This window comes from Fusobacterium sp. DD2, from assembly GCF_018205345.1.
Classification (GTDB): domain Bacteria; phylum Fusobacteriota; class Fusobacteriia; order Fusobacteriales; family Fusobacteriaceae; genus Fusobacterium_A.
In genome coordinates this window covers 1-21,144 of record NZ_JADRHM010000023.1, presented here as the reverse complement: position 1 = coordinate 21,144, position 21,144 = coordinate 1, and the positions used below count along the sequence as shown (strand labels likewise).

Here is a 21,144-nt window from a genome sequence, read left to right as displayed (position 1 = left end):
CCTATCTATGTTCTATCAACTGAAATTACATCTTTCATTTTAAGCATATTATTTAACAGATATTTATACTCACTCTTATCTGCAATTTCAATTGTTATTTGATAATTCATAAGTTTCTTTCCATCTTTATTTATCTCATTAGTATTTACAGTGACCAGATTTATCTTATGATTTGCTATCATATTTAGAAGTTCAATCAAAAGATTAGGTCTGTCATATACTAAGACATTAAAAGTAAACTTATATTTATTCTCTTTCTTTTCAGCAATATTTCTATCCCAACATACAGCAATCTCTTTTGATGGATCACGAGCCACCATATTTTGGAAGTTTTTACAATCACGTCTATGTATTGCAATTCCTGTAAGTTTTGTTACATATCCTCCAATATCATCTCCTGGAAGTGGTGTACAGCATCTTGCGAATCTTACAAGAGTATTATTAACTCCATCTATAATAACACCATAGTCATTCTTTCCAGAGCTCTTTGTCTGCTCTTTCTTCTTTTCCATCAAATCTTCAAGTGTTATATTGGAATTTGCTCTTTCATTTTCAATTTTAGTTCTAAGTTTATCTATAATTACATCAATTTTGCTTCTCTTTTCTCCAACATGATAATAAAAATCATCTAAAGAAGCAATATTATTCTTTTCCATGTGCTTTTTAATAATTGGATCTTCTTCAATCTCTTTAAGAGTTATTCCCATCTTCATAACTTCTTTTTCAAGATTTTCTCTTCCAAGTTTTATAATTTCATCTTTTATTTGATCTTTCAGAAGTTTTTTAATCTTACTCTTAGCACCATGAGTTACAACTATATCAAGCCAATCTTTATTAGGTCCTTTAGAGTTTTTAGATGTTATTATCTCAACTCTGTCACCATTTTGAAGTTTATAATCCAATGTAACTATCTTTCCATTTACCTTTGCTCCTACACATTTACATCCTATCTGTGTATGAATTGCAAAAGCAAAATCAAGAGGTGTAGATCCATGAGGTAATTCTTTTATATCTCCCTTAGGTGAAAATACAAAAACTGTCTCATTCATAATATCTTTTGTTACACTGTCAATAAATTCTTGAGCTGTTTCAGCTTCATTTTGAAGTTCAAGTATATTTCTAAGCCACCCATATACCTGGTCACTTTTAGTCACTTTAGTATTTTCTTTATAACTCCAGTGAGCTGCTACCCCTTCCTCAGCTACCTTATCCATCTCTTCAGTTCTTATCTGAATCTCTATAAATTTACCTTGAGGCCCTACAATTGTAGTATGAATTGATTGATAGTTATTTGATTTAGGTACAGCTATATAGTCTTTAAAACGTCCTGGAACAGGTCTGAAGTGACTGTGAATAACTCCTAAAGTGTTATAACATTCTCCTTCAGTATCAACAATTATTCTAACTCCCATAAGGTCATAGATATCGTCAAACTCTTTTCCTTTTTCATACATCTTTTTATAAATGCTGTAGAAATGTTTAAATCTTCCCTTTACATTTCCTTTTATTCCAGTTTCATGTAAAAGTGCTACAATAGTTTTTATAAAACTCTCAATATATTCTCTTCTCTCATCTTTTTTCTCATCAATAAGAGATTTAATATACGCATATTCCTTTGGTTTAAGATATCTTAAAGCCAAATCTTCAAGTTCCCACTTTATTTTTGCAATACCAAGTCTATGAGCTAATGGAGCATATATATCCAATGTTTCTTGAGATATTGATATCTGCTTTTCAGGCTTCATATACTTCATAGTTCTCATATTATGTAGTCTATCTGCTAATTTTATTATTATAACTCTTAAGTTCTGTGCCATAGCAAGAATCATTTTTCTTATATTTTCATCCTGCTTCTTTGTTCCATTTGGAAGTGTTTTAAGCTTTGTAACACCATCTACAAGGGTTGCAACAGTTTCTCCAAAGTTATATTTGATATCTGCAAGGGTTATAAGAGTATCTTCAACTATATCGTGTAAAATCCCTGCTACAATGGTATCTGTATCCATTTTCATATCAATTAATATCTTAACAACTTCAACAGGGTGCATGATATAGTCTTCACCAGATTTTCTATACTGCCCTTCATGACATTCCTCAGCGAAATAAAAGGCAAGTTTTATTTTTTCCATGTCCACTTTCAAGTTGTTTTTTTCAATCTCTTTTACTATCTCTTCCCAATAATTCATAAAACTCCTCTTCCTGTCTTCATATTTTAAAAAACCGACTAAAATCCAAGGGCAGTCAAATCTTAGTCAGCTTTTATTCTTAATATTTCATCAATGTTAAAACTGGATAATCCTTTAATTTTTCTCTTCCTTTAAGTTCTTCCAGTTCTATTAAAAATGCAAGTCCTTCTACGATTCCACCCAATTCTTCAACCAATTTTATTGTAGCTTCCATTGTTCCACCAGTTGCTAATAAATCATCTACAATAAGTACTCTTTGCCCTGGTTTAATTGCATCTTTGTGCATGCATAATGTGTTAGAACCATATTCTAAATCATATGAGTATTCAATTACTTCTCTTGGTAATTTATGAGGTTTTCTTACTGGTACAAATCCAATTCCAAGTGCATAAGAAACTGGACATCCAAAAATAAATCCTCTAGCCTCTGGGCCAACTACCAAATCAACATTTTTATCTTTTGCAAACTTAACTATCTGTTCAGTTGCATATTTGTATGCGTCTCCATCATTCATAAGAGTTGTTATATCTCTGAATATAATTCCTTCTTTTGGAAAGTCTTTTATACTAGTTACATATTTTTTCAAATCCATAATACTTCACTCCATTCCCTTAGTTTTATATTATACTTTTAAAGTAAGTTATCTTTATCTGTTATTAATAAAAGAGTATCCTTGGCTTTTTCTTCATTACCACTTTCCATATAAATATCAGAAAGCATCATTAAAATATCTCTATCGTTTCCTTTTTCCATTATGTATTTAAGCAGTATTTTTTCAGCTTCATCATACCCTTTTAATCTTTCAGTTAATATTTTAGCATTAGCAAGAACATACTCTTTGTTGCTACCAAAAAGAAGCTCTCCTTTTTTTAGCATATTATACAAATCTCTTGTTGTATAGTACTCTTCTCCAAGAGTTAAATACTCTAAATATGTTCCTGTATCAAAAGCTTCAGGTCTTATTTTTTCAAATAACTCCAAAGCTTCTTTTTTATTATTCTCTTTAAGAGCCATTAAACCTTTTATTTTTAAATAATAATCTGCATTGGGATTATAACTTTCTTTTATTATCTCTTTAGCCTTGCTATATTCTCCTCTTTCATAGTATAAAAATGAGAGATTCTTAATCACATTATCGTCTTTTGGCGATATTGCTAAAGCCTTCAACCATAGCTCTTCAGCTTTGTTCTGGTCTGCAAATTTATAGTAAATAAATGCCATTTCCTTTAAAAGAACTGCATTATCAGGATTCAATTTGTATGAATTCTCATATTCTCTTAAAGCTCCCTCTAAATCTCCCTGTTCAGAAAGATTTACTCCTTTTAAAAGAGAGTAATCAGCTCTCTTATTTTCCTTTAATGTAGTACATCCACAACAAATTAAAATCCATCCTAAAACTATAAAAATTCCAAACCTATTCCTCAATATCTTTATCCTCCTCTTTTTCTGGAAGTATAACTCCACCAGAAATAATAAGTTTTATTGCATCATCTATTTTAATATCCAAAACCTTTACATCACTTGCTGGTATTATTATAAACATACCAGATGTTGGATTAGGTGATGTTGGAATAAAGATATTGCAAAGTTTTTCTTTAGTATCTATATATTTTGACAATAAAAAGTTATCTGTTGAAGTTAAAAATCCAATACTGTAAATTCCTCTTCTTGGATACTCAACAAGAACTGCTTTTTGAAATGATTTTTGACTTCCTGATACTGTAATATCTATAATCTGGCTTATAGTTGAATATACCTGCTTAATAAGAGGTATCCTTCTCAATAGCTGTTTAATTTTTTTCATAATCTTGGCAAAAAACACAATTTGCAATGTTAATCCAACTAAGCAGGTACCACCTATCATAGTTATCAGTGATATTGCATACACAAGTATCTGAAAATAAAAATCCATCTGTTGTTCTTCTACAAATTTTACAAGTATTCCATGGATTACAATTGTAATAAACGAATGATTTATAAGTGACATCATTATACTTACAATCCAGTTGAATATATATACAGTTATAACTATCGGAAGCAAGGCAATCAACCCTGTATAAAAATATCTCTTAAAATTTTTCATACCTACTCCTCTTCAGATTTTAACTCCTCTGTTTTATAATTTTTTTCAACTAATACTTTTGCAACTCTTTTCTTATCAACTTCTAGTACTTTCAATCTAACTTCCTCTAGAACAATCTCATCTCCAGGTTCTGCTACCCTTCTTAGCACTGTTATAATAAGTCCCCCTAAGCTTTCATAGCCTTCTGAAACTGGAAGCTTGATTTCAAGTTCTTTATCTAATGTTTCTATATCTATCATTCCATCAACTTCAAAGGTATTGTCATCTATTTTATGAATAAATTCTTCCTCTTCAGTATCAAATTCGTCCCTTATCTCACCAGTAATCTCTTCAATTAGGTCTTCAATTGTTACAAGTCCAACAATCCCACCATATTCATCAAGAACCAGTGCTATATGAACTTTCATACTTCTGAAATCCTGTAAAATTTCAGTTATGGATTTTGTCTCTGGAACGAAATATCCAGGTCTTACAAAATTTTTAATAGGAACATCAGTTTTCTTATCTTTCAACGCTCCTAATATATCTTTTACGTATAGTACTCCAACTATATTATCTATTGTTTCTTCATACACAGGCATTCTGGAAAATCCATTTTCCATTAATTCATCCCATACGTCGTCAATTGTTCTATTTCCTTCAAAGGCCAACATTGAAGTTCTAGGAGTCATTACCTCCTTAGCTGTTGTTTCACCAAAGGCCACTATAGAATGAATCATCTCTTTTTCTTCCTCTTCTATAACTCCTTCAGCTTCCCCAACATTGACAAATGATATTATATCATCTTCTGTTATCATTAAAGCCTCGTTGTCCTTCAAATCTATCCCTAAGATTCTACCTATAAATCTTGAAATAAACATAAGTATTATTATTAGAGGTTTCAATACTACTGTCAGATAATAAATAACTGTAATAACTATCTCAGCAACTTTTATAGTTTGATTTTTCGCAATTATCTTTGGAGTAATCTCTCCAAATATAAGAATAATTACTGTCATTCCTGCAGTAGCAATCGCAATAGAAGAAGTAGAATTTCCTCCTATAACCTTCATTGTTACAACTGTTGCTATAGAAGAAGCAAGTATATTTACTACATTGTTTCCCACAAGAAGTCCAGTTAACATCTCATTAGGATTTTTCAACCATTTTTTTAATAATTCTGCTTTTTTGAATTCTTTTTCCTCTTCTAGCTTTTCCAAATGAATACTTCTAAATGATGTAAGAGCAGTTTCCGATGCGGAAAAAAAGCCAGAAATTAAAATTAAAATAATTAACAGTACAATATTTTGGTACGTGTCCAATTTTAATCATACACCTTCCTTATTTTTACACAAATTTATATTTAAATGTTATCATATAGCTTTTCAAAAAACAATATTGCTATTACTCAATAGCAAATAGTTTATCACCTTTTTTAACAACTTGACCATCTTCAACTAAAATCTTAACTATTTTACATGCTTTATGAGCTTTAACCTCATTTAAAAGTTTCATAGCTTCGATTATGCAAAGTGTTTCTCCTGGAGCTACTTCAGTTCCAACTCTTACAAAAGCTGGATTTCCAGGTGCTGAAGAAGTATAGAAAGTTCCTACCATAGGAGCTGTAATATATTCACAGTTTAAACTCTCCTCTTCTTGTTCTTCTGCAGCAGGTGCATCTCCCTCTACCAATACTTGAGGAATAATCTGTTGGGGTTGAATTACCTCAATATTTTTCATTGGTTTTTCTTTTTTTAGTGTAAGTTTTACACCTTCACTTTCAACTGCAATTTCATTTAGCTTATATTTATCTAAATTTTCAGCTAATTCTTTTATAGTTTTTACATCGATTTTCATCTTTACTCCTCCAAAAATTTTCTTTTAATTGCTTCCAATTATTCTAATATCTTTTACTCCATCAACTTCAGATATTTTTTCAAGCATTCCTTCTATTTTTCTAAGCATATTTTCTGTTGTTTGAATAGAAATTGTTGATTTAGCAATTCCATCTATTGCAATATTTTGAAGTATTGTAAGTATATTCATATCTTCTCCAGCAATTATATTAAGAATTTTTGCTAAAATTCCAGGTTTATCAATTAAAGACATATGGATGTTAAAAACTTTTTCCTTTCCACTTTCGAAAAATGGTTTTATATAATCTTTATATTTGTAATATGTACTTCTACTAATTCCTACCTTTTTTATTGCTTCATATTTTGAAATATTAGTGTGTTGTACCAAATCATTTACCTTGATTACACTTTGGATAGAATTTGGAAGTATTCTTTTATCAACTATATAATACTCTCTTTTTTCTTCTTTTTTCATACTATATCTCCCTTGATTATTCTATATTATTAATATTTTTAAAAGCTTTTAAAGTATTATGGAAAAGCATTGCCACTGTCATTGGTCCTACTCCACCAGGTACTGGAGTGATGAAACTACATTTTGGTGCTACATTTTCAAAATCAACATCTCCTACTATTCCATTTTCAGTTCTATTGATTCCAACATCAACTATTACAGCTCCATCTTTTACCATATCTTCAGTTAAAAGTTTTGCTTTACCTACAGCCATAACTACTACATCTGCATTTTTAGTTTTTTCTTTTAAATCTTTAGTCTTACTGTTACATACTGTTACAGTTGCGCTCCTATTGATGAAAAGCCCTGCAAGAGGTTTCCCAACTATGTTACTTCTTCCAACTATAACTGCATCTTTTCCCTTAAGATCTATATTGTATTCATCTAAAAGTCTAAGTATTCCTGCTGGTGTACATGAATGTATGCTTGCTTTATCATTTAAGAAAAGCATTCCTAGATTTTCAGGTTTAAATCCATCTACATCTTTTTCCAATGCTATTTTTGCAATTACTTTTTTTTCATTTATATGATCAGGTAATGGAAGTTGTACTAAAATTCCATTTACATTATCATCTCTGTTAAGCTTATCTATCGTATCTAAAAGCTCCTCTTCTGAAGTATTTCCAGGTAGAAAATGAGCAAAACTTTCAAAACCTATCTCTTTACAACCTTTTATTTTAGAGTTTACATAAATTTTAGAAGCTGGGTCATCTCCTACAAGCACAATAGCAAGACCTGGTTTTTTCCCTGTCTTCTCCATTAAAAGAGCTGTTTCTTCCTTTACTTCATTTCTAATTTTCTTTGCTAAATTTTTACCATCTAATATTGTCATTGTATTACCTTTCTAGTTAAATTTATCTCCAACTTTAATTACATTTCCATTCATAATATCCACACCTGTAAGAATTTTTTTATTTTCAGGTTTTACCTGAGTTAGAATTACACTTCCATCTCCAGTTTTAACTACTACTCCCTGTTTTTTTATTCTGTCTACTACTTCTCCAGGAACACCATTTTCATATACCTTATGATTTTCTTTTACTGCATATATTTTAAACAGTTTATCATTTGACATACTAAATGCTGTTGGTAATGGATCCATTCCTCTTACAAAGTTGAATATCTCTCTTTCAGTTTTATTCCAATCAATTCTGCAATCTTCCTTTGAAAAAGGTTTAACAAATGTTGCTTTACTATGATCTTGGACCTCTCTTGGAGCTTCTCCTTTTTCAATTAGCTTTACTGCTTCTAAAAGTCCTTCTGCTCCTAAAGCCTGTAATCTATCATGAAGAGATTCAAAATTATCCTCATCTGTTATTTTAGTTTTCTTAGTAAGAATTACATCTCCAGCATCAAGCTCTTCAGCTATATACATAATACTTACTCCTGTTTCCTCTTCTCCATGGATAAGTGCTGCATTTATTGGTGCTGCACCTCTATATTTTGGTAAAAGAGATGAGTGTACATTGATTACTCCATATTTAGGAATATCAATTATCTCCTTAGGTAAAATCTTACCATAAGCTACAACCACTATAAGATCAGGATTTAATTCTTTTATCAAATCCTGTGTTTCCTTACTTTTTAAAGTATTTGGCTGATAAATTGGAATATTATTTCCCAATGCATACTCCTTTACTGGAGTATATTTAATCTTCTTCCCTCTCATATTTGGTTTGTCAATTTTTGTAAATGCCCCAATTATTCCATATTCTTTATTTAATACATCAAAACATGGTACTGCAAATTCAGGAGTTCCCATAAAAAGTATTCTCATTCCTGTTTTTCCTCCATTTCTTTATCTTTGTTATCACTTATTTTTTCAACTATCTCTATAAAAGATTTTATATCATTGAATTCCTTATAAACTGAAACAAATCTTACATATGCAACCTGGTCAGTATGCAATAATTTTTCCATTACAATCTCTCCAAGTTCCTTAGTGCTTATCTCATTTCTAAGTGAATTCTGTATTGATTTTTCTATTTCCAATACAAAAGTTTCAAGTTCCTCTCTGCTTATATTTCTTTTAATTGTAGCAGCTGTTAACCCTCTTAAAAGTTTATTCCTGTCAAATTTTTCTCTTCTTTTATCTTTTTTAACTATGTATAAAGGAATCTCTTCCACTTTTTCATATGTTGTAAATCTTTTTTGACAATTTATGCATTCACGTCTTCTTTTAATAGAATATCCATCCATAAATGAACGGCTATCTACTACTTTTGTATCTTCAGAATTACAAAACGGGCATTTCATTATTACTCACCTATACCTCTTTAATATTACTCAGATTCTTTTTTATCGATATAATCTATTACTTCTCTTGCACTTTTGCAATTTAGAAGCCCCTGTCTAAAACTTTCCTCTCTTATAAGTCTTGAGATTCTAGCAAGGACTTTTAGATATACTTGACTATCTTTATTTGGTGAAGCAAATACAAAGAATATATTTACATCCTCTTCATCCATTGAATTAAAGTCAATTTTATCTCTGCTTATTCCAAATGCTATTGTAAGTCCTTTTGCTCCTTCTGTTTTAGCGTGGGGAATAGCTACTCCTTTTCCTATTCCTGTACTTCCTATTTTTTCTCTATCTACCAATGCCGTGTAAACAACATCATCTCCCTCTTCAATATTTGGAGATTTCTCCATCAGTTTAGAAAGTTCTATTAATACCTCTGCCTTGGTTTTCGATTTTAAATTTAGAGAAATCAAATCTTCTGACATATAGTCAGTAATTTTTACCATGTTAATCATTCCCTACCCCCATAAAATAATTTTTTAATTTTAATGATATTCCAAATTGAAAATTAAGATATTTTTCCAATAAAGATATCACTCTCACTAAATCACTTATAAAATAGTTTCCCTTTATAATCTCTCTTACTTTTCCCTCGATAATTTTAACAAGTATTTCTCTTTGTTCATTGGTGACTTTATATGTAAATTCCTCATTTTGTTGTATAAACCTGGATTCCCTAAAAGAGAAGTTATTTCCCTCTCCTTTATTAATTCTTAATCCCTCATCCTTTATTATATAATGAAGATAATAAGCTATAAGTGTATAATTATTCTTTTCATCTTTACTTGTCTTTAGATAATCTAAAGTTTTTTTTGTAATATTAAAAAGCTTTCTCTTCCTGTTATTTTCTACTAAAACTGAATTTAAAACACTCATTACATAAAGAGAAAGTCCTAAATTATCCAAATCCTGCTTTATCTCTGAATAAGAATCACAACATTGAAGATTTGATACAATATAGTTCTCTTTTTTTCTATAAAAGGTAAACTTAGATAGAGTCAGAACATCTACTGCACTTACCTCTCTTTTTTTGCTTTTCCTTATTCCTTTTATAAAAAAAACTATCTTTCCCATATTCTTGGTAAAGACAGTTACATACCTATCTGCCTCGCCATAATCCTGTTTATTAATAACTATACCCTCATCATTTATAAAATTGATCATTTCATTTTAAACTCCTCATCAGATATTGAAGGATTTATACTGTATTTTTTTATCTTAAGTGTTGCCATCTTACTATCTCCTTCATATATATCAAAAGTAAAAGGCAACAAATAATTATCTACAGTTTTTAAATTGGAAATCTCTATCTTACTACCATTATCTAAGTTAAGATATTTAAGTTTTTTCGTATAGTACTTCTGTGAAAATTCAGGATCTCTATTTTCTATATTCAAAATATAATTAATAGCACTGATAATATCATTTTCTTCAGAGTCAGTAGTCTCTTTTGTCACTTGATCAAAAAAAGGAAGGTATACTGTCTTTTCATTTCCAACGTATATATATATCTCACCTTTATTCATTTCAGGACTGATAACATCTTTTCTAAATTTATCTGGTTTAACAAATTCTAAATTATACTCGCTTTTTTTAGTTTTATTATTTACATATGTAGTCTCTTGAATCTCTACTTTTAAACTCTTTATATTTGTTAAGCTTTGTACTCCTGCAAAACTTGCACAACTACACAGGATAAAAATCATTATTCTTAAAATTCTAATCATTTTTTCTCCCCTTTTTTATCTTTCGGCATTAAAATCAGCACTTCAGTCATATTTAATATATCTACATTATTTTTAAGCCTTATACTTCTAAATACATCTCCCTGTACATCATCTATTTGTGAAATATCTCCTATATAAAGACCTTTTGAATAGATATCACTTACACCAGATGTATATACCTTTTCTCCTACCTGTAAAATATTTTGAAACGTATTTGGTTCAAAGTATAATGTTCCATCATCTTCATTACTTCCTTTAACTACTCCAAGCATATTACTCTCACTTAGTCCACTTACATTGGAATTTTCTCCTGTTATCATATCTACCACTGAATAATCTCCATAGACTTTCCCAATTTTTCCAATAAGTTTATTATCTTCTGTGAGAACTATCATATTCTTTTTCATTCCATCATTTTTTCCAAGATTTATAAAAAATCTCTCATAAAGGTTGTTCTGATTTTTAAAATTAACTTTTGCAACTTTTATGTCAAGTTGTTTTTCTTCTTTCATATCAAGTATATTTTTAAGTCGAATATTTTCATCTATCAGTTCTCTATTAACAGCTACAACTCTTTCGTATTTTATGTTGTCAGCTTTTAGAACTCTATTTTCCTCTAAAACCTCTTTATATTTTGTAACTGCATCTGTTGTTTCTTTTATATATGTCCCTACTTCATAAATCTTTTTTTGTACTGGAAAAACTATAAAACTAACCAAATCTACTCCATAGTTAACTGCACTTTGGAATAGTCCAAAAATCAGTACAACTCCAACAAGAAATATTATAATTTTTTTATTAAAAGAATCATTTGAATTATTATTTTTTCTAAGCATCATCATGCAAATTCCTTTACTAACTCAACTACTAACTTTGCTGTTCCAACTAAATCTTCTATTTTTAAAAACTCTTCTTTTGTATGAACTTTAGACATTCCAACTCCAATTGTCATTGCTTTATATCCATGTCCACTATATATATTTGAATCGCTTCCACCACCAGTTGATTTAGTTACACAATCAAATCCTGCATTATTACAAGCTTTTCTAAAACATTGAACTATCTCTTCATCTTCTTTTAGATGATATCCTGGATATTCAATGTTTATATTATACTCATAACCAGCACCAAATCTTTCAGTAGTGCTTTTAAATATCTCTTTTGTTTCAGATAATAAATTATCAAGCTTTTCCTTTGAAAAACTTCTTGCTTCATATTTCAGTGTAACTTCAGGCATAACTATATTTAAAGCCTCTCCCCCTCTAACCATACCTATATTAGAGGTAGTATCAGCATCCACTCTTCCAAGTTTTAATTTAGTAATTGCATGAGCAGCTACTGTCAATGCATTTACTCCTGTTTCAGGTGCAATTCCAGCATGAGCCGATTTGCCAATTATTTTAATTTCTCCTCTTGCATTATAAGGTGTCTGAATAATAGCAACTCCTGGCTTACCACCTGAATCTAGGATAAAAGAGTAATCAGGTTTATAACTATCTATTTCAAATTCCTTTGCTCCTTTAAGTCCTATCTCTTCTGCTATTGAACATAGAACTATAACTTCAGGATGATCTATTCCTTCTTCTTTAATTATTCTCAGTCCCTCTATAATAGCTGCAATTCCAGCTTTATCATCTCCACCTAAAATTGTAGTTCCATCACTTTTAATTATTCCATTTTCTATAATAGGTTTTATATTTTCACAAGGAAGAACAGTATCCATATGTGCACTTAACATTAGCTTTGATTTCCCTGGTGCACGAAGAATTCCAATGATATTCCCTGTTGTACCTCCTAAATTCTTGCCTGCATTGTCTTCAATAACTTCAAGTCCAAGTTCTTTTAGTTCTTTTTTTATATAATCTGCAACCTCTCTCTCTTTTAAAGATGGAGATGCAATTTTTACCATATTAATAAAATTTTCAACAATTCTTTCCTGATTAACCATGATGCCTCCTTATTTTTCCCAAGTACTATTCTTCTAACAATTATAATATATTTATAGTGGTTTTGTAAAGTACCACTAGTACAAAAAAATAGACAATTTAACAGTATAATCTCTCCTAAATAGTATTTTTCACCTAAACCCTAGGATTTTCAGCTATATTCGCCATACCAATTTATTTAACTTTATATACTAAAAAATTGAAACATTAAAATTATTTTTCTTTTTTCTCATTTTAAAAAAAATATTCCATTACTCTTTTTACAATATTACCTCACTTACTGTAAAAAAGCAATTTTTAAGGGTTTATTTCATTAATAAAAGAATAAATTTTTTATAGAAATTGATTTACCTCTTATAAAAGGTTATAATATCATTATAGGAAGATTTTACATAAAAAGGAGGGCAGTTTATGAAACTAATTGAATTTAAAGATCAATTTAAAGATCACTTTTATGACGTTGAACTATCTACAGGAAAGATTTTAAAAAAATCAGTTTTGAAGTTTCCAAATGATGAATCTGAAGGATTTATCATTATCGCTCAAGATGAAGTAGCTCATATTGTAGCTATAAATCACATTGTAAAAATCACTCCACACATCAATGGAGAGGTACCTCTTTTCAGTTTTACGTAAGATTTCACTTAGAAAGAGAGCAGTTTTGCTGCTCTCTTTTTATGCTTTAAATAGACTCTCTACATATCTTTTTAAAGGCTCAAATCTATTGTTCACTATCTCTTTATAATCATTTCTATCATAACAACTTTCAACATATTGCTCGTACTTTTTATTATGACAAAATAAAAGGTTAATTAAAATAAAAAAATCCTAAAACGATTTGTTTTAAGATTCTATGATAAATGAATATTATTTTTAAAATGGTGCGAAGAGAGAGACTTGAACTCTCACGTCTGGGACACTAGATCCTAAGTCTAGCGCGTCTGCCAATTCCGCCATCCTCGCATCTATTCTATTTTTGTTATGGTGCCGCTTATCGGAATCGAACCAATCACCTACTGATTACAAGTCAGTTGCTCTACCAGATGAGCTAAAGCGGCATCATTATATGGCGGGAGTGACGAGGATCGAACTCGCGACCTCATGCGTGACAGGCATGCGCTCTAACCAAACTGAGCTACACCCCCATATATGGTGGTCGCAATAGGACTTGAACCTATGACCCCCTGCTTGTAAGGCAGGTGCTCTCCCAACTGAGCTATGCGACCAAGTGGTACCCCGTAGGGGAATCGAACCCCTGTTTCCAGAGTGAAAATCTGATGTCCTTACCACTGAACGAACGGGGCATTTAAAACCTCTCGATGGTGCGTCATACAGGATTCGAACCTGTGGCCACCTGATTAAGAGTCAGGTGCTCTACCAACTGAGCTAATGACGCATGTCTGGAGCGGGAAACGAGGGTCGAACTCGCGACATTCAGCTTGGAAGGCTGACGCTCTACCAACTGAGCTATTCCCGCGGACATCAATAATAATATCATGATTTATATTTTTTGTCAAACATTTTTTTATTTTTTTTAAAGATTATTTTTCATTGAAAATCACATTGCTACGAGCTTTTGATTTACTTAGCTTTTACCTTAAATTTACTTCCTAACAATTCTTTTAATACAAATGCAAATCTTAATTTTTTACTCATATAAAAAGGAATTATAAATTGTTTTTTTTCTTTTGTTATAATATTCATAACTGCTTCAAGACGCTTTCCAACTTTTCTTTCTTCTAAGGTACAACTTTCAATTTCATCAAGTTTTATAACTGTTTTATTAAAATTCAATAGTTTCTCCTCTGTGTCAACAGATAATTTATAGCCAAAAACTACCTTCATCTGTTTAAATGCTAAGAATAATAATACTAGAGCAAAAATACCCCTTACAGCTACATTCCCTACTTTTAAATAAGCAAGATAACCTTGATAAATAGCAATAATAGTCAAAGCTATTCCTACTCCCATTACTGATACCATTTTCTTAATCTCTATGGAAAACTTTTCATTTTTTTTCAAAACAAACTCTGTTTCAGATAATTTTTTTATAAAATCTTCAAAAAATATCATATGCATCTCCTATTAAAAATCAGGAGGGATTGCTCCCTCCCCTAATATTAATTATTTTACTAAGTGTGTTATCTTTGGATCTTTGTAATCTAAATTATGAATAGAATTAATATATCTTACTGTTTTAGTTCTTCCTCTTACTACTAGAGTCTGAGTTCTTGCAATGTTTCCTTTTCTTTTTATTCCTTCAAGAACATCTCCATTTGTAATTCCAGTTGCTGAAAATATTACTTCATCATCTTTTACAAGATCATCCATTTTTAATACTTCTCCAACTTTTAATCCCATTTTTTCACATCTGCTCTTTTCATAGTTAGAGATTTTGTCATTTTCTAATGTTACACCTTTAACTTCATTTCTAAGTTTTAATCTAGCTTGCATATCCCCACCTAGAGCTCTTATTACAGCTGCTGAGATAACTCCTTCTGGTGCTCCTCCTATTCCATATAACATATCTACGTCTGAGTCAACAAGACATGTTAAAATTGATCCTGCAACGTCTCCATCAGGAAGTGCATAAACTTTTATTCCTAATTTTTGTAAATCTTTTATGATTTGAGTATGTCTTGGTTTATCAAGTATTACTATCATTAACTCATTTAATTTTTTATTTAAAGCTTTTGCAACATTGTTGATATTTTCCATTAAAGGTTTATTTAAATCAATTACCCCTTTTGCTTCTGGGCCAACTATAAGCTTTTCCATGTACATATCTGGAGCTTTTAAAAAACTTCCTTTATCTGCAACAGCAAGTACTGTAATAGCATTTGCTTGTCCTTGTGCTGTCATTCTAGTTCCTTCTACTGGATCCACTGCAATATCAACTGGTGAACACTCATCAGGAGTCTCTCCAACTTCTATTTCTGGATTTTCTTGATTAGCTCTTCCAACTTTTTCACCAATGTATAACATAGGAGCTTCATCAATTTCTCCCTCTCCTATAACAATCTCACCATCAATAGAGATTCTATTTAACATAGTTCTCATTGCGTCTACAGCTGCCTGGTCAGCTGCCTCTTTGTCTCCTCTACCTACCCATTTGTGAGCTGCTAAAGCTGCTGCTTCTGTTACCCTAGCAAATTCAAGTGCTAATTCTCTTTTCATAATTCCTCCTATTTTTTATTAATAAATCTGTAAATCTCTTCCTGTTCTTTTATCATTAGAAGTCTGTCTCTGGCTATTTTTTCTTTTTGAAAATCATCACCCATTAGTCCTATCTTGCTGTTGTAATCATTTATCTCTTCCTTCAATGCTGTAATTCGTTCTTTAAGTTGCTTCTCTTCATTTTTCAATTTTCCCAACTTAACATAGCTTCTACATATATATGGTCCAAAGAAAGCCACCCATGCCACCAACAATCCAGTCCAAAAAATACTCCTGATTATTTTCATCTAATAACTATTCCTCCGCCTGTTCAGCTTTTTTTGTTTCTTTTTTCAAGTTTTGTAATTTCTTAAAAATCATTCTTTTAGCAATTGGTGACACTTTATCAACAAATAAAACACCATCTAAATGGTCATATTCATGTTGCATAATTATTGCTAAAAAATCATCTAAAATTTCTTCTACTTTTTCACCATCAACATTTGTATATTCAATCTTAATTTTAGATGGTCTTCTAACCTTTTTATAAATACCTGGAACACTTAAGCAACCTTCTTCACATTCAGCAAGTTCATCAGTAAGTGGAGTAATCACTGGGTTTATTATTTTTCTTACATTCCCATCCCCTTTATCACAAACAAACATTCTTTTGCTTACACCTATCTGTGGAGCTGCAAGTCCAACTCCCTTTGTAGCATACATTGTTCCTACCATGTTTTCAAGTATTTCTTTGATTTCCTCATCTATTTTTTCTACATTTTGAGCCTCATCTCTCAAAACTGTACTTCCGTATTTTTTAATTTCGTATATCATTTATTCACCTCTATATTTTTTTGCTATATTAAATTTATCGGGTCGATATCTACAACTACCCTTATCTTAGTTTCTCTCTCATATTTTCTAAGTTTGTTTTTTAATATTTTTTTAAAGTTATTTATATCTTTTTTCTTTCCTTTTACAAATATATTATATCTAAATCTATCTTTTACTTTATATACAAGGCTCTTCATAGGCCCATACATTTCAACTTTATCATATTTAATATCATTAAAAAAATCCACAGCAAATTTCTCTAAATACTTTTCATACTTAGAAGAAAGACCTATATTTATAACCTTTCCAAATGGTGGATACTCCAAAAGATCCCTATTTTCAATTTCATATTTATAAAACTCTTCATAATTATTTGCTGCTATTTTTTGAAAAATCACACTTTCAGGTTGATAGGTTTGAATCAAAACTTTCCCCTGTTTTTCTTCACGTCCTGCACGGCCTGCCACCTGTAGCATAAGTTGAAAGGTCTTTTCTCCAGCTCTAAAATCTGGAAAATTTAATATTGTATCTGCATTTATTACTCCAACTAAAGTTACATCTGGAAAATGGAGTCCCTTTGATATAAGCTGTGTCCCTATCATTATATCATATTTTTTATTCAAAAAGTCATAATATACTTTGTTAAAAAAATCTCTATCTTTTGAAACTTCTGAATCCACTCTGATAATATTTACGTCAAAATATTTTTTTATCTCCTCTTCGACTCTTTCCACACCTTTACCGCTGTGGACCAAGTTTTTACTTCCACATTTACTGCAGTGCCCAGTATATTTGATTACTTTTCCACAATAATTACACTTTAATACCCCTTGGCTTGCATAATAACTATACTTTATCGAGCAATGTGGACACTCTTCAACATGCCCACAATCAGCACATTGAATATAGGTAGAATATCCCTTCCTATTTAAAAGAAGTAGTATCTGCTCTTTTCGAAGAAGTGCAGCTCTTATTTCATCTAAAAGTTTTTTACTGAAATAAAGATCCTCTTCCTCTTTCATATCTATTAGCTCAATACTTGGCATTTTAGCATCATTATATCTGTTTTTTAACTCAACTAATTTAAGCATATCATTCTGTGCATAAAAATATGTCTCAATAGATGGGGTAGCAGACCCTAGTATCACTTTTGCATTTTCATATAGTCCTCTCATTATAGCTACCTGTTTAGCATTATATCTGGGGTTACTATCCTGTTTGTAAGTATTTTCATGCTCTTCATCCAGAATTATATACCCTAAGTCCTTTACAGGGGCAAATATAGCAGATCTTACTCCTAAAACAATCTTTTTATTTCCATTATATATACTATACCATTCCTCAGCTCTTTCTTTCTGAGTCAATTTACTGTGAAGTATTGCTATATTCTCCTTAAATTCGCCTTTAAACCTTCCTATCATCTGAGGAGTCAGAGATATCTCAGGAACCAAAAAAATACTTCCTTTTCCCTTTTGAAAAGCATCTTTAATTATGCTTATATATACCTCAGTTTTCCCAGAACCTGTTACTCCCTTTATCAAATAAAAGCCATGACTACCATTTAAAATATCATCTTTTGCTTTTTCCTGCTCTTCATTTAACTTGGTATTCCGCTCTCTTATATTCTCGTCTGTTTCATCAACTTGAATTTCATTTCTTTTAACAAGCTCTTTTCCATAAGTTACATAGCCATTTTTTACTATATATTTTATATCCTCTTCATTAAATTTTTCATTTAATGTTTTTTCTCCAATTTTTAATCTTTCATTAAAATAATTAACTATTTTTTTATATTTATCTGGATAACTATCTAGTTCTCTGTTTAAAAAAATATTACTTCTATCTTTAAATAAAGTTCCATTGGAAATCATCTCATTTATAATTTCTTTTCCAAAATTTTTATTTAATGTTCCCTTGGTTACTTTTAATCTGGAATATAAAAAATCCTGTAATTCCATGTTCATTTCCCTATCTTCAAAAACTTTGTCAAATGAACACAGAGTATAAAAATTATCATACTTAATAGAAAGTCCACTAGGTATTGCAGCAGTAATGACCTGATCATAACTACTCATATAATACTTTTTTATCCATATAAGAAGTTTGATATATTCTTGTGATAATTTTAACGAGTTTTCCATTCTCTTCTCTATTGGAAGAACTTTAAATTCTTTTGGATCATCACTATCTCTAACAATTATAATTCCAGATCTTCTACGATTTCTAAAAGAAACCAGAACTCTCTCTCCTATTTCAAACTCATCATTTTTATCACAATAGGTATATAAGCCTTTAGTATTATCCACATAAATTTTGTAATACCTCATTACCCTCTCCTATTTTAATATAATTTTTATCTCTTTAACATTCTCAAGAGATGTTCCAGCAGCTGGAATCTGTTTGTCAACTAATCCAACTCCTTCTACACTAATCTCTATATCTGTATTTTTAAATATATAAACTACATCCTTAGGGCTAAAACCTGTTAAATCTGGCATAACCACATCAACAAATTCATTATTTCCCTGACTTTCTCCATTCTTAACCTCTGTTACTGCAGAAATACTTGAAACGTTCTGAGATAATATATTTTTCGTTTTTGTAATTCTTCTTACAATATCAGCAAATACAGGTGCTGCAGTAGCTCCACCATATTTTTCATATATGGTTTCCCCTTTAGGTTTTAAAAACATAACAAGAACTACATATTTGGGTTTATCAGCTGGAAAAAAACCTATAAATGAAGCAAGATAGTTATTTTTTAAATATCCACCTTTTGTACTTAATTGTGCTGTTCCAGTCTTTCCACCTATTCTATACCCCTCTACCTGTCCACGTCTTGCTGTTCCATCTGCAACAACATCTTCAAGAATCTCTCTCAACTGTTCAGAAGTTTTTTCACTTATAACTCTTCTAACTGGAGTAGGAATATTTCTTCTGATAATTACACCTGAATCATCAGTTATCTTCTCTACAATATAAGGTTTATATAATACTCCACCATTAATTACTGCTGAAAATGCAGTAGCCAACTGTATAGGTGTTACAACAATTCCCTGACCAAATGACATCGTACTCTTTTTAAGCCCATGCCATTTTTTATATGATACAGTAAAAGGTTTTATTTCTCCAGGGAAGTCAACTCCTGTTCTATCATAAAATCCAAACTCTCTCAAGTTATCTTCAAACTCTTTATCAGTGAATTTATCACCAATCAAAACCATACCAACGTTACTTGATTTTTTTAATACCTCTTCAGTATTTATAACGCCTCTGGTGCTTCTGCTACTCTCTCTAATTGTATGCCCATACTTTGTGATTCTTCCCTCTCCAACATCAAAAGTTGTATTTCTATTAATGAGCCCTCTATCCATAGCACCAGCTACAACTATTGGTTTAAATGTAGAACCAGGCTCAAATTGGTTCTGGAAAACTGGGTTTCTTAAAGCTCTTTTCTTATTAGTAGTAAAAGAAGCAACTCCAAGAATTTTTCCATTATTTGGATCCATCACTATTCCATAAGCTTCATCAGACATTGATGAGATAAATTTTTTCTTTAACTCCTCACTTAAAATAAACTGTATCTCATTATCTATAGTTATATAGACATTGTGTCCATTCAAATCTGTTCTTACAAAATCCCTGGAAGTTGGAATTTTGATACTTCTATTTCTTGTATAAAAATTCTGTCTTTCTAATACCTTTTCCTTTAGATAACTTTCATACTGCTTTTCAATTCCAAAAAGTCCAATTTTATCAGCTTTTGATGCACTGTTATATCCAATAAATCCTACTAAATCGTTATAAATATCATTTTTATAATAAGTTCTTTCAATATTTCTATCAAACTGAATTTCATTTCTTATAAGTTTATACTTACTTATTATCTCTTCTAATTCTCCCTTTTCCTTTTCACTTATGTCCTTAGCCACAACTTTATATTTTCTGTTATTCTCATACCCCTGCTTTATTTCAGCCATAAGTTTATTTTTATCTTTTGTTATAAAATTTTTATTCAAAATTTCTTTTAATCCATCTATAACTTCAGGTCTATCATATATTGCGCTGGGATTAACTCCAACAGTATAAATATTTTTGTTAAAAGCCAGGCTTTTCCCCGTACTATCATATATAGTTCCTCTATTACCTGAAAGAATATCAGTCTTCTTAATCTGTTCTAAAACTCTTATCTTATAATTTTCAGAATCCACTATTTGAATTTGAATCAATCTTACAACAACTAATAAAAAAATAAAAAGCAGGACATTTGTTCCATATAATGTTCTTCTATTAAATTCAGTTGTCCTTCTATACTCTTCTCTTTTCCAAAAAATATACATAAAATAAAAAAAGAGTAAAACAAAAAAAGAAACTAAAACATAACGTTTATATATTAACGCTGCTACAACTCCCCCTAAATCTGAAAGAAGTATTAGCAACTTGAGAATTTTACGATATTTCACTGCATTTCCTCCAAGTAATTTTATCCTTCCATATAATTATATCAAATTTTTTTAATTCTTGTTAATTTTTTTTAACTATTTCACTTTATGTGAATAAAC

Annotated in this window: 22 protein-coding genes and 7 tRNA genes; 1 reads left to right on the top strand and 28 read right to left on the bottom strand. The window is 30.4% G+C overall.

Translation table 11 applies throughout. The features are described from left to right. Positions 1-5 precede the first annotated feature (5 nt). From IX290_RS05170 to IX290_RS05100, 15 genes are all read right to left on the bottom strand, one after another. A complete protein-coding gene (locus tag IX290_RS05170; protein ID WP_211492144.1) occupies positions 6-2,186 on the bottom strand; it encodes a bifunctional (p)ppGpp synthetase/guanosine-3',5'-bis(diphosphate) 3'-pyrophosphohydrolase in 2,181 nt (726 codons plus the stop codon). Between the two features lie 79 nt (positions 2,187-2,265). After that, positions 2,266-2,778: an adenine phosphoribosyltransferase gene (locus IX290_RS05165; protein ID WP_211492143.1), complete on the bottom strand. Its 513-nt coding sequence runs from the start codon at positions 2,776-2,778 to the stop codon at positions 2,266-2,268. A 38-nt stretch (positions 2,779-2,816) separates the two neighbouring features. After that, positions 2,817-3,611 carry a hypothetical protein gene (locus IX290_RS05160; RefSeq protein WP_211492142.1) on the bottom strand — a complete coding sequence of 265 codons (795 nt, stop codon included), beginning with the start codon at positions 3,609-3,611 and terminating at the stop codon, positions 2,817-2,819. Then, on the bottom strand, positions 3,601-4,269 hold the full coding sequence (locus IX290_RS05155; RefSeq protein ID WP_211492141.1) for a DUF502 domain-containing protein: 669 nt from the start codon (positions 4,267-4,269) through the stop codon (positions 3,601-3,603). Before IX290_RS05155 ends, IX290_RS05160 begins: the two co-directional genes overlap by 11 nt. A 2-nt stretch (positions 4,270-4,271) precedes the next feature. Further along, entirely contained in the window at positions 4,272-5,570 is a 1,299-nt protein-coding gene (locus tag IX290_RS05150; protein ID WP_211492140.1) for a hemolysin family protein, read from the bottom strand. An 82-nt stretch (positions 5,571-5,652) separates the two neighbouring features. Beyond that, a complete protein-coding gene (gene accB, locus IX290_RS05145; protein WP_211492139.1) occupies positions 5,653-6,105 on the bottom strand; it encodes an acetyl-CoA carboxylase biotin carboxyl carrier protein in 453 nt (150 codons plus the stop codon). Positions 6,106-6,129: 24 nt separating this feature from the next. Beyond that, complete coding sequence (locus tag IX290_RS05140; RefSeq protein WP_211492138.1) at positions 6,130-6,579, bottom strand: ACT domain-containing protein; 450 nt, start codon at positions 6,577-6,579, stop codon at positions 6,130-6,132. Between the two features lie 16 nt (positions 6,580-6,595). Continuing rightward, a complete protein-coding gene (folD, locus tag IX290_RS05135; RefSeq protein ID WP_211492137.1) occupies positions 6,596-7,450 on the bottom strand; it encodes a bifunctional methylenetetrahydrofolate dehydrogenase/methenyltetrahydrofolate cyclohydrolase FolD in 855 nt (284 codons plus the stop codon). Positions 7,451-7,462: 12 nt separating this feature from the next. Beyond that, positions 7,463-8,395, bottom strand: coding sequence for a methionyl-tRNA formyltransferase (gene fmt / locus IX290_RS05130; RefSeq protein WP_211492136.1), 933 nt, complete (start codon positions 8,393-8,395; stop codon positions 7,463-7,465). Further along, positions 8,392-8,874, bottom strand: coding sequence for a transcriptional regulator NrdR (nrdR, locus tag IX290_RS05125; RefSeq protein ID WP_211492135.1), 483 nt, complete (start codon positions 8,872-8,874; stop codon positions 8,392-8,394). Before nrdR ends, fmt begins: the two co-directional genes overlap by 4 nt. Before the next feature lie 26 nt (positions 8,875-8,900). Further along, positions 8,901-9,374: a PTS sugar transporter subunit IIA gene (locus IX290_RS05120; protein ID WP_211492134.1), complete on the bottom strand. Its 474-nt coding sequence runs from the start codon at positions 9,372-9,374 to the stop codon at positions 8,901-8,903. Then, positions 9,367-10,083, bottom strand: coding sequence for a DNA repair protein RecO (gene recO / locus IX290_RS05115; protein WP_211492133.1), 717 nt, complete (start codon positions 10,081-10,083; stop codon positions 9,367-9,369). Before recO ends, IX290_RS05120 begins: the two co-directional genes overlap by 8 nt. Beyond that, on the bottom strand, positions 10,080-10,646 hold the full coding sequence (locus tag IX290_RS05110) for a hypothetical protein (RefSeq protein WP_211492132.1): 567 nt from the start codon (positions 10,644-10,646) through the stop codon (positions 10,080-10,082). The genes recO and IX290_RS05110 overlap by 4 nt, the downstream gene beginning before the upstream one ends. Continuing rightward, positions 10,643-11,488, bottom strand: a complete 846-nt coding sequence (mreC, locus tag IX290_RS05105) for a rod shape-determining protein MreC (RefSeq protein WP_249168862.1) — start codon at positions 11,486-11,488, stop codon at positions 10,643-10,645. Before mreC ends, IX290_RS05110 begins: the two co-directional genes overlap by 4 nt. Beyond that, a complete protein-coding gene (locus tag IX290_RS05100) occupies positions 11,485-12,594 on the bottom strand; it encodes a M20/M25/M40 family metallo-hydrolase (protein ID WP_211492131.1) in 1,110 nt (369 codons plus the stop codon). Before IX290_RS05100 ends, mreC begins: the two co-directional genes overlap by 4 nt. Before the next feature lie 409 nt (positions 12,595-13,003). On the opposite strand from IX290_RS05100, the gene IX290_RS05095 reads away from it, so the two are divergent. Then, positions 13,004-13,228 carry a hypothetical protein gene (locus IX290_RS05095; RefSeq protein WP_211492130.1) on the top strand — a complete coding sequence of 75 codons (225 nt, stop codon included), beginning with the start codon at positions 13,004-13,006 and terminating at the stop codon, positions 13,226-13,228. Between the two features lie 243 nt (positions 13,229-13,471). Here IX290_RS05095 and IX290_RS05090 read toward each other — a convergent pair. The 13 genes from IX290_RS05090 to IX290_RS05030 form a co-directional block, all read right to left on the bottom strand. Then, positions 13,472-13,555, bottom strand: a tRNA-Leu gene (locus tag IX290_RS05090). Between the two features lie 19 nt (positions 13,556-13,574). Beyond that, positions 13,575-13,650, bottom strand: a tRNA-Thr gene (locus IX290_RS05085). A gap of 9 nt (positions 13,651-13,659) precedes the next feature. Beyond that, positions 13,660-13,737: transfer RNA gene (locus IX290_RS05080), tRNA-Asp, on the bottom strand. Positions 13,738-13,742: 5 nt separating this feature from the next. Continuing rightward, positions 13,743-13,818: transfer RNA gene (locus tag IX290_RS05075), tRNA-Val, on the bottom strand. 3 nt (positions 13,819-13,821) lie between these two features. Next, positions 13,822-13,896, bottom strand: a tRNA-Glu gene (locus IX290_RS05070). A gap of 16 nt (positions 13,897-13,912) precedes the next feature. Continuing rightward, positions 13,913-13,988, bottom strand: a tRNA-Lys gene (locus IX290_RS05065). 5 nt (positions 13,989-13,993) lie between these two features. Then, positions 13,994-14,069, bottom strand: a tRNA-Gly gene (locus IX290_RS05060). Between the two features lie 104 nt (positions 14,070-14,173). Beyond that, positions 14,174-14,665, bottom strand: coding sequence for a hypothetical protein (locus IX290_RS05055; protein WP_211492129.1), 492 nt, complete (start codon positions 14,663-14,665; stop codon positions 14,174-14,176). A 51-nt stretch (positions 14,666-14,716) separates the two neighbouring features. Beyond that, the gene (glpX, locus tag IX290_RS05050; protein ID WP_211492128.1) at positions 14,717-15,769 is read right to left on the bottom strand and encodes a class II fructose-bisphosphatase; all 1,053 of its coding nucleotides are present in this window, start codon (positions 15,767-15,769) and stop codon (positions 14,717-14,719) included. An 8-nt stretch (positions 15,770-15,777) separates the two neighbouring features. Then, a complete protein-coding gene (locus IX290_RS05045; RefSeq protein ID WP_211492127.1) occupies positions 15,778-16,056 on the bottom strand; it encodes a septum formation initiator family protein in 279 nt (92 codons plus the stop codon). 7 nt (positions 16,057-16,063) lie between these two features. After that, a complete protein-coding gene (gene def / locus IX290_RS05040; RefSeq protein ID WP_211492126.1) occupies positions 16,064-16,582 on the bottom strand; it encodes a peptide deformylase in 519 nt (172 codons plus the stop codon). A gap of 23 nt (positions 16,583-16,605) precedes the next feature. Continuing rightward, entirely contained in the window at positions 16,606-18,909 is a 2,304-nt protein-coding gene (gene priA, locus IX290_RS05035; protein WP_211492125.1) for a primosomal protein N', read from the bottom strand. Between the two features lie 9 nt (positions 18,910-18,918). After that, the gene (locus IX290_RS05030; RefSeq protein ID WP_249168863.1) at positions 18,919-20,922 is read right to left on the bottom strand and encodes a penicillin-binding protein; all 2,004 of its coding nucleotides are present in this window, start codon (positions 20,920-20,922) and stop codon (positions 18,919-18,921) included. Between the last annotated feature and the right edge of the window lie 222 nt (positions 20,923-21,144).

Coding starts and splice junctions, on each gene's coding strand:
- IX290_RS05170 (WP_211492144.1), bottom strand. CDS start 2,186: ATGAATTATTGGGAAGAGATAGTAAAAGAGATTGAAAAAAACAACTTG.
- IX290_RS05165 (WP_211492143.1), bottom strand. CDS start 2,778: ATGGATTTGAAAAAATATGTAACTAGTATAAAAGACTTTCCAAAAGAA.
- IX290_RS05155 (WP_211492141.1), bottom strand. CDS start 4,269: ATGAAAAATTTTAAGAGATATTTTTATACAGGGTTGATTGCCTTGCTT.
- accB (WP_211492139.1), bottom strand. CDS start 6,105: ATGAAAATCGATGTAAAAACTATAAAAGAATTAGCTGAAAATTTAGAT.
- IX290_RS05140 (WP_211492138.1), bottom strand. CDS start 6,579: ATGAAAAAAGAAGAAAAAAGAGAGTATTATATAGTTGATAAAAGAATA.
- folD (WP_211492137.1), bottom strand. CDS start 7,450: ATGACAATATTAGATGGTAAAAATTTAGCAAAGAAAATTAGAAATGAA.
- fmt (WP_211492136.1), bottom strand. CDS start 8,395: ATGAGAATACTTTTTATGGGAACTCCTGAATTTGCAGTACCATGTTTT.
- nrdR (WP_211492135.1), bottom strand. CDS start 8,874: ATGAAATGCCCGTTTTGTAATTCTGAAGATACAAAAGTAGTAGATAGC.
- IX290_RS05120 (WP_211492134.1), bottom strand. CDS start 9,374: ATGATTAACATGGTAAAAATTACTGACTATATGTCAGAAGATTTGATT.
- recO (WP_211492133.1), bottom strand. CDS start 10,083: ATGATCAATTTTATAAATGATGAGGGTATAGTTATTAATAAACAGGAT.
- IX290_RS05110 (WP_211492132.1), bottom strand. CDS start 10,646: ATGATTAGAATTTTAAGAATAATGATTTTTATCCTGTGTAGTTGTGCA.
- mreC (WP_249168862.1), bottom strand. CDS start 11,488: ATGATGATGCTTAGAAAAAATAATAATTCAAATGATTCTTTTAATAAA.
- IX290_RS05100 (WP_211492131.1), bottom strand. CDS start 12,594: ATGGTTAATCAGGAAAGAATTGTTGAAAATTTTATTAATATGGTAAAA.
- IX290_RS05095 (WP_211492130.1), top strand. CDS start 13,004: ATGAAACTAATTGAATTTAAAGATCAATTTAAAGATCACTTTTATGAC.
- IX290_RS05055 (WP_211492129.1), bottom strand. CDS start 14,665: ATGATATTTTTTGAAGATTTTATAAAAAAATTATCTGAAACAGAGTTT.
- glpX (WP_211492128.1), bottom strand. CDS start 15,769: ATGAAAAGAGAATTAGCACTTGAATTTGCTAGGGTAACAGAAGCAGCA.
- IX290_RS05045 (WP_211492127.1), bottom strand. CDS start 16,056: ATGAAAATAATCAGGAGTATTTTTTGGACTGGATTGTTGGTGGCATGG.
- def (WP_211492126.1), bottom strand. CDS start 16,582: ATGATATACGAAATTAAAAAATACGGAAGTACAGTTTTGAGAGATGAG.
- priA (WP_211492125.1), bottom strand. CDS start 18,909: ATGAGGTATTACAAAATTTATGTGGATAATACTAAAGGCTTATATACC.
- IX290_RS05030 (WP_249168863.1), bottom strand. CDS start 20,922: ATGTATATTTTTTGGAAAAGAGAAGAGTATAGAAGGACAACTGAATTT.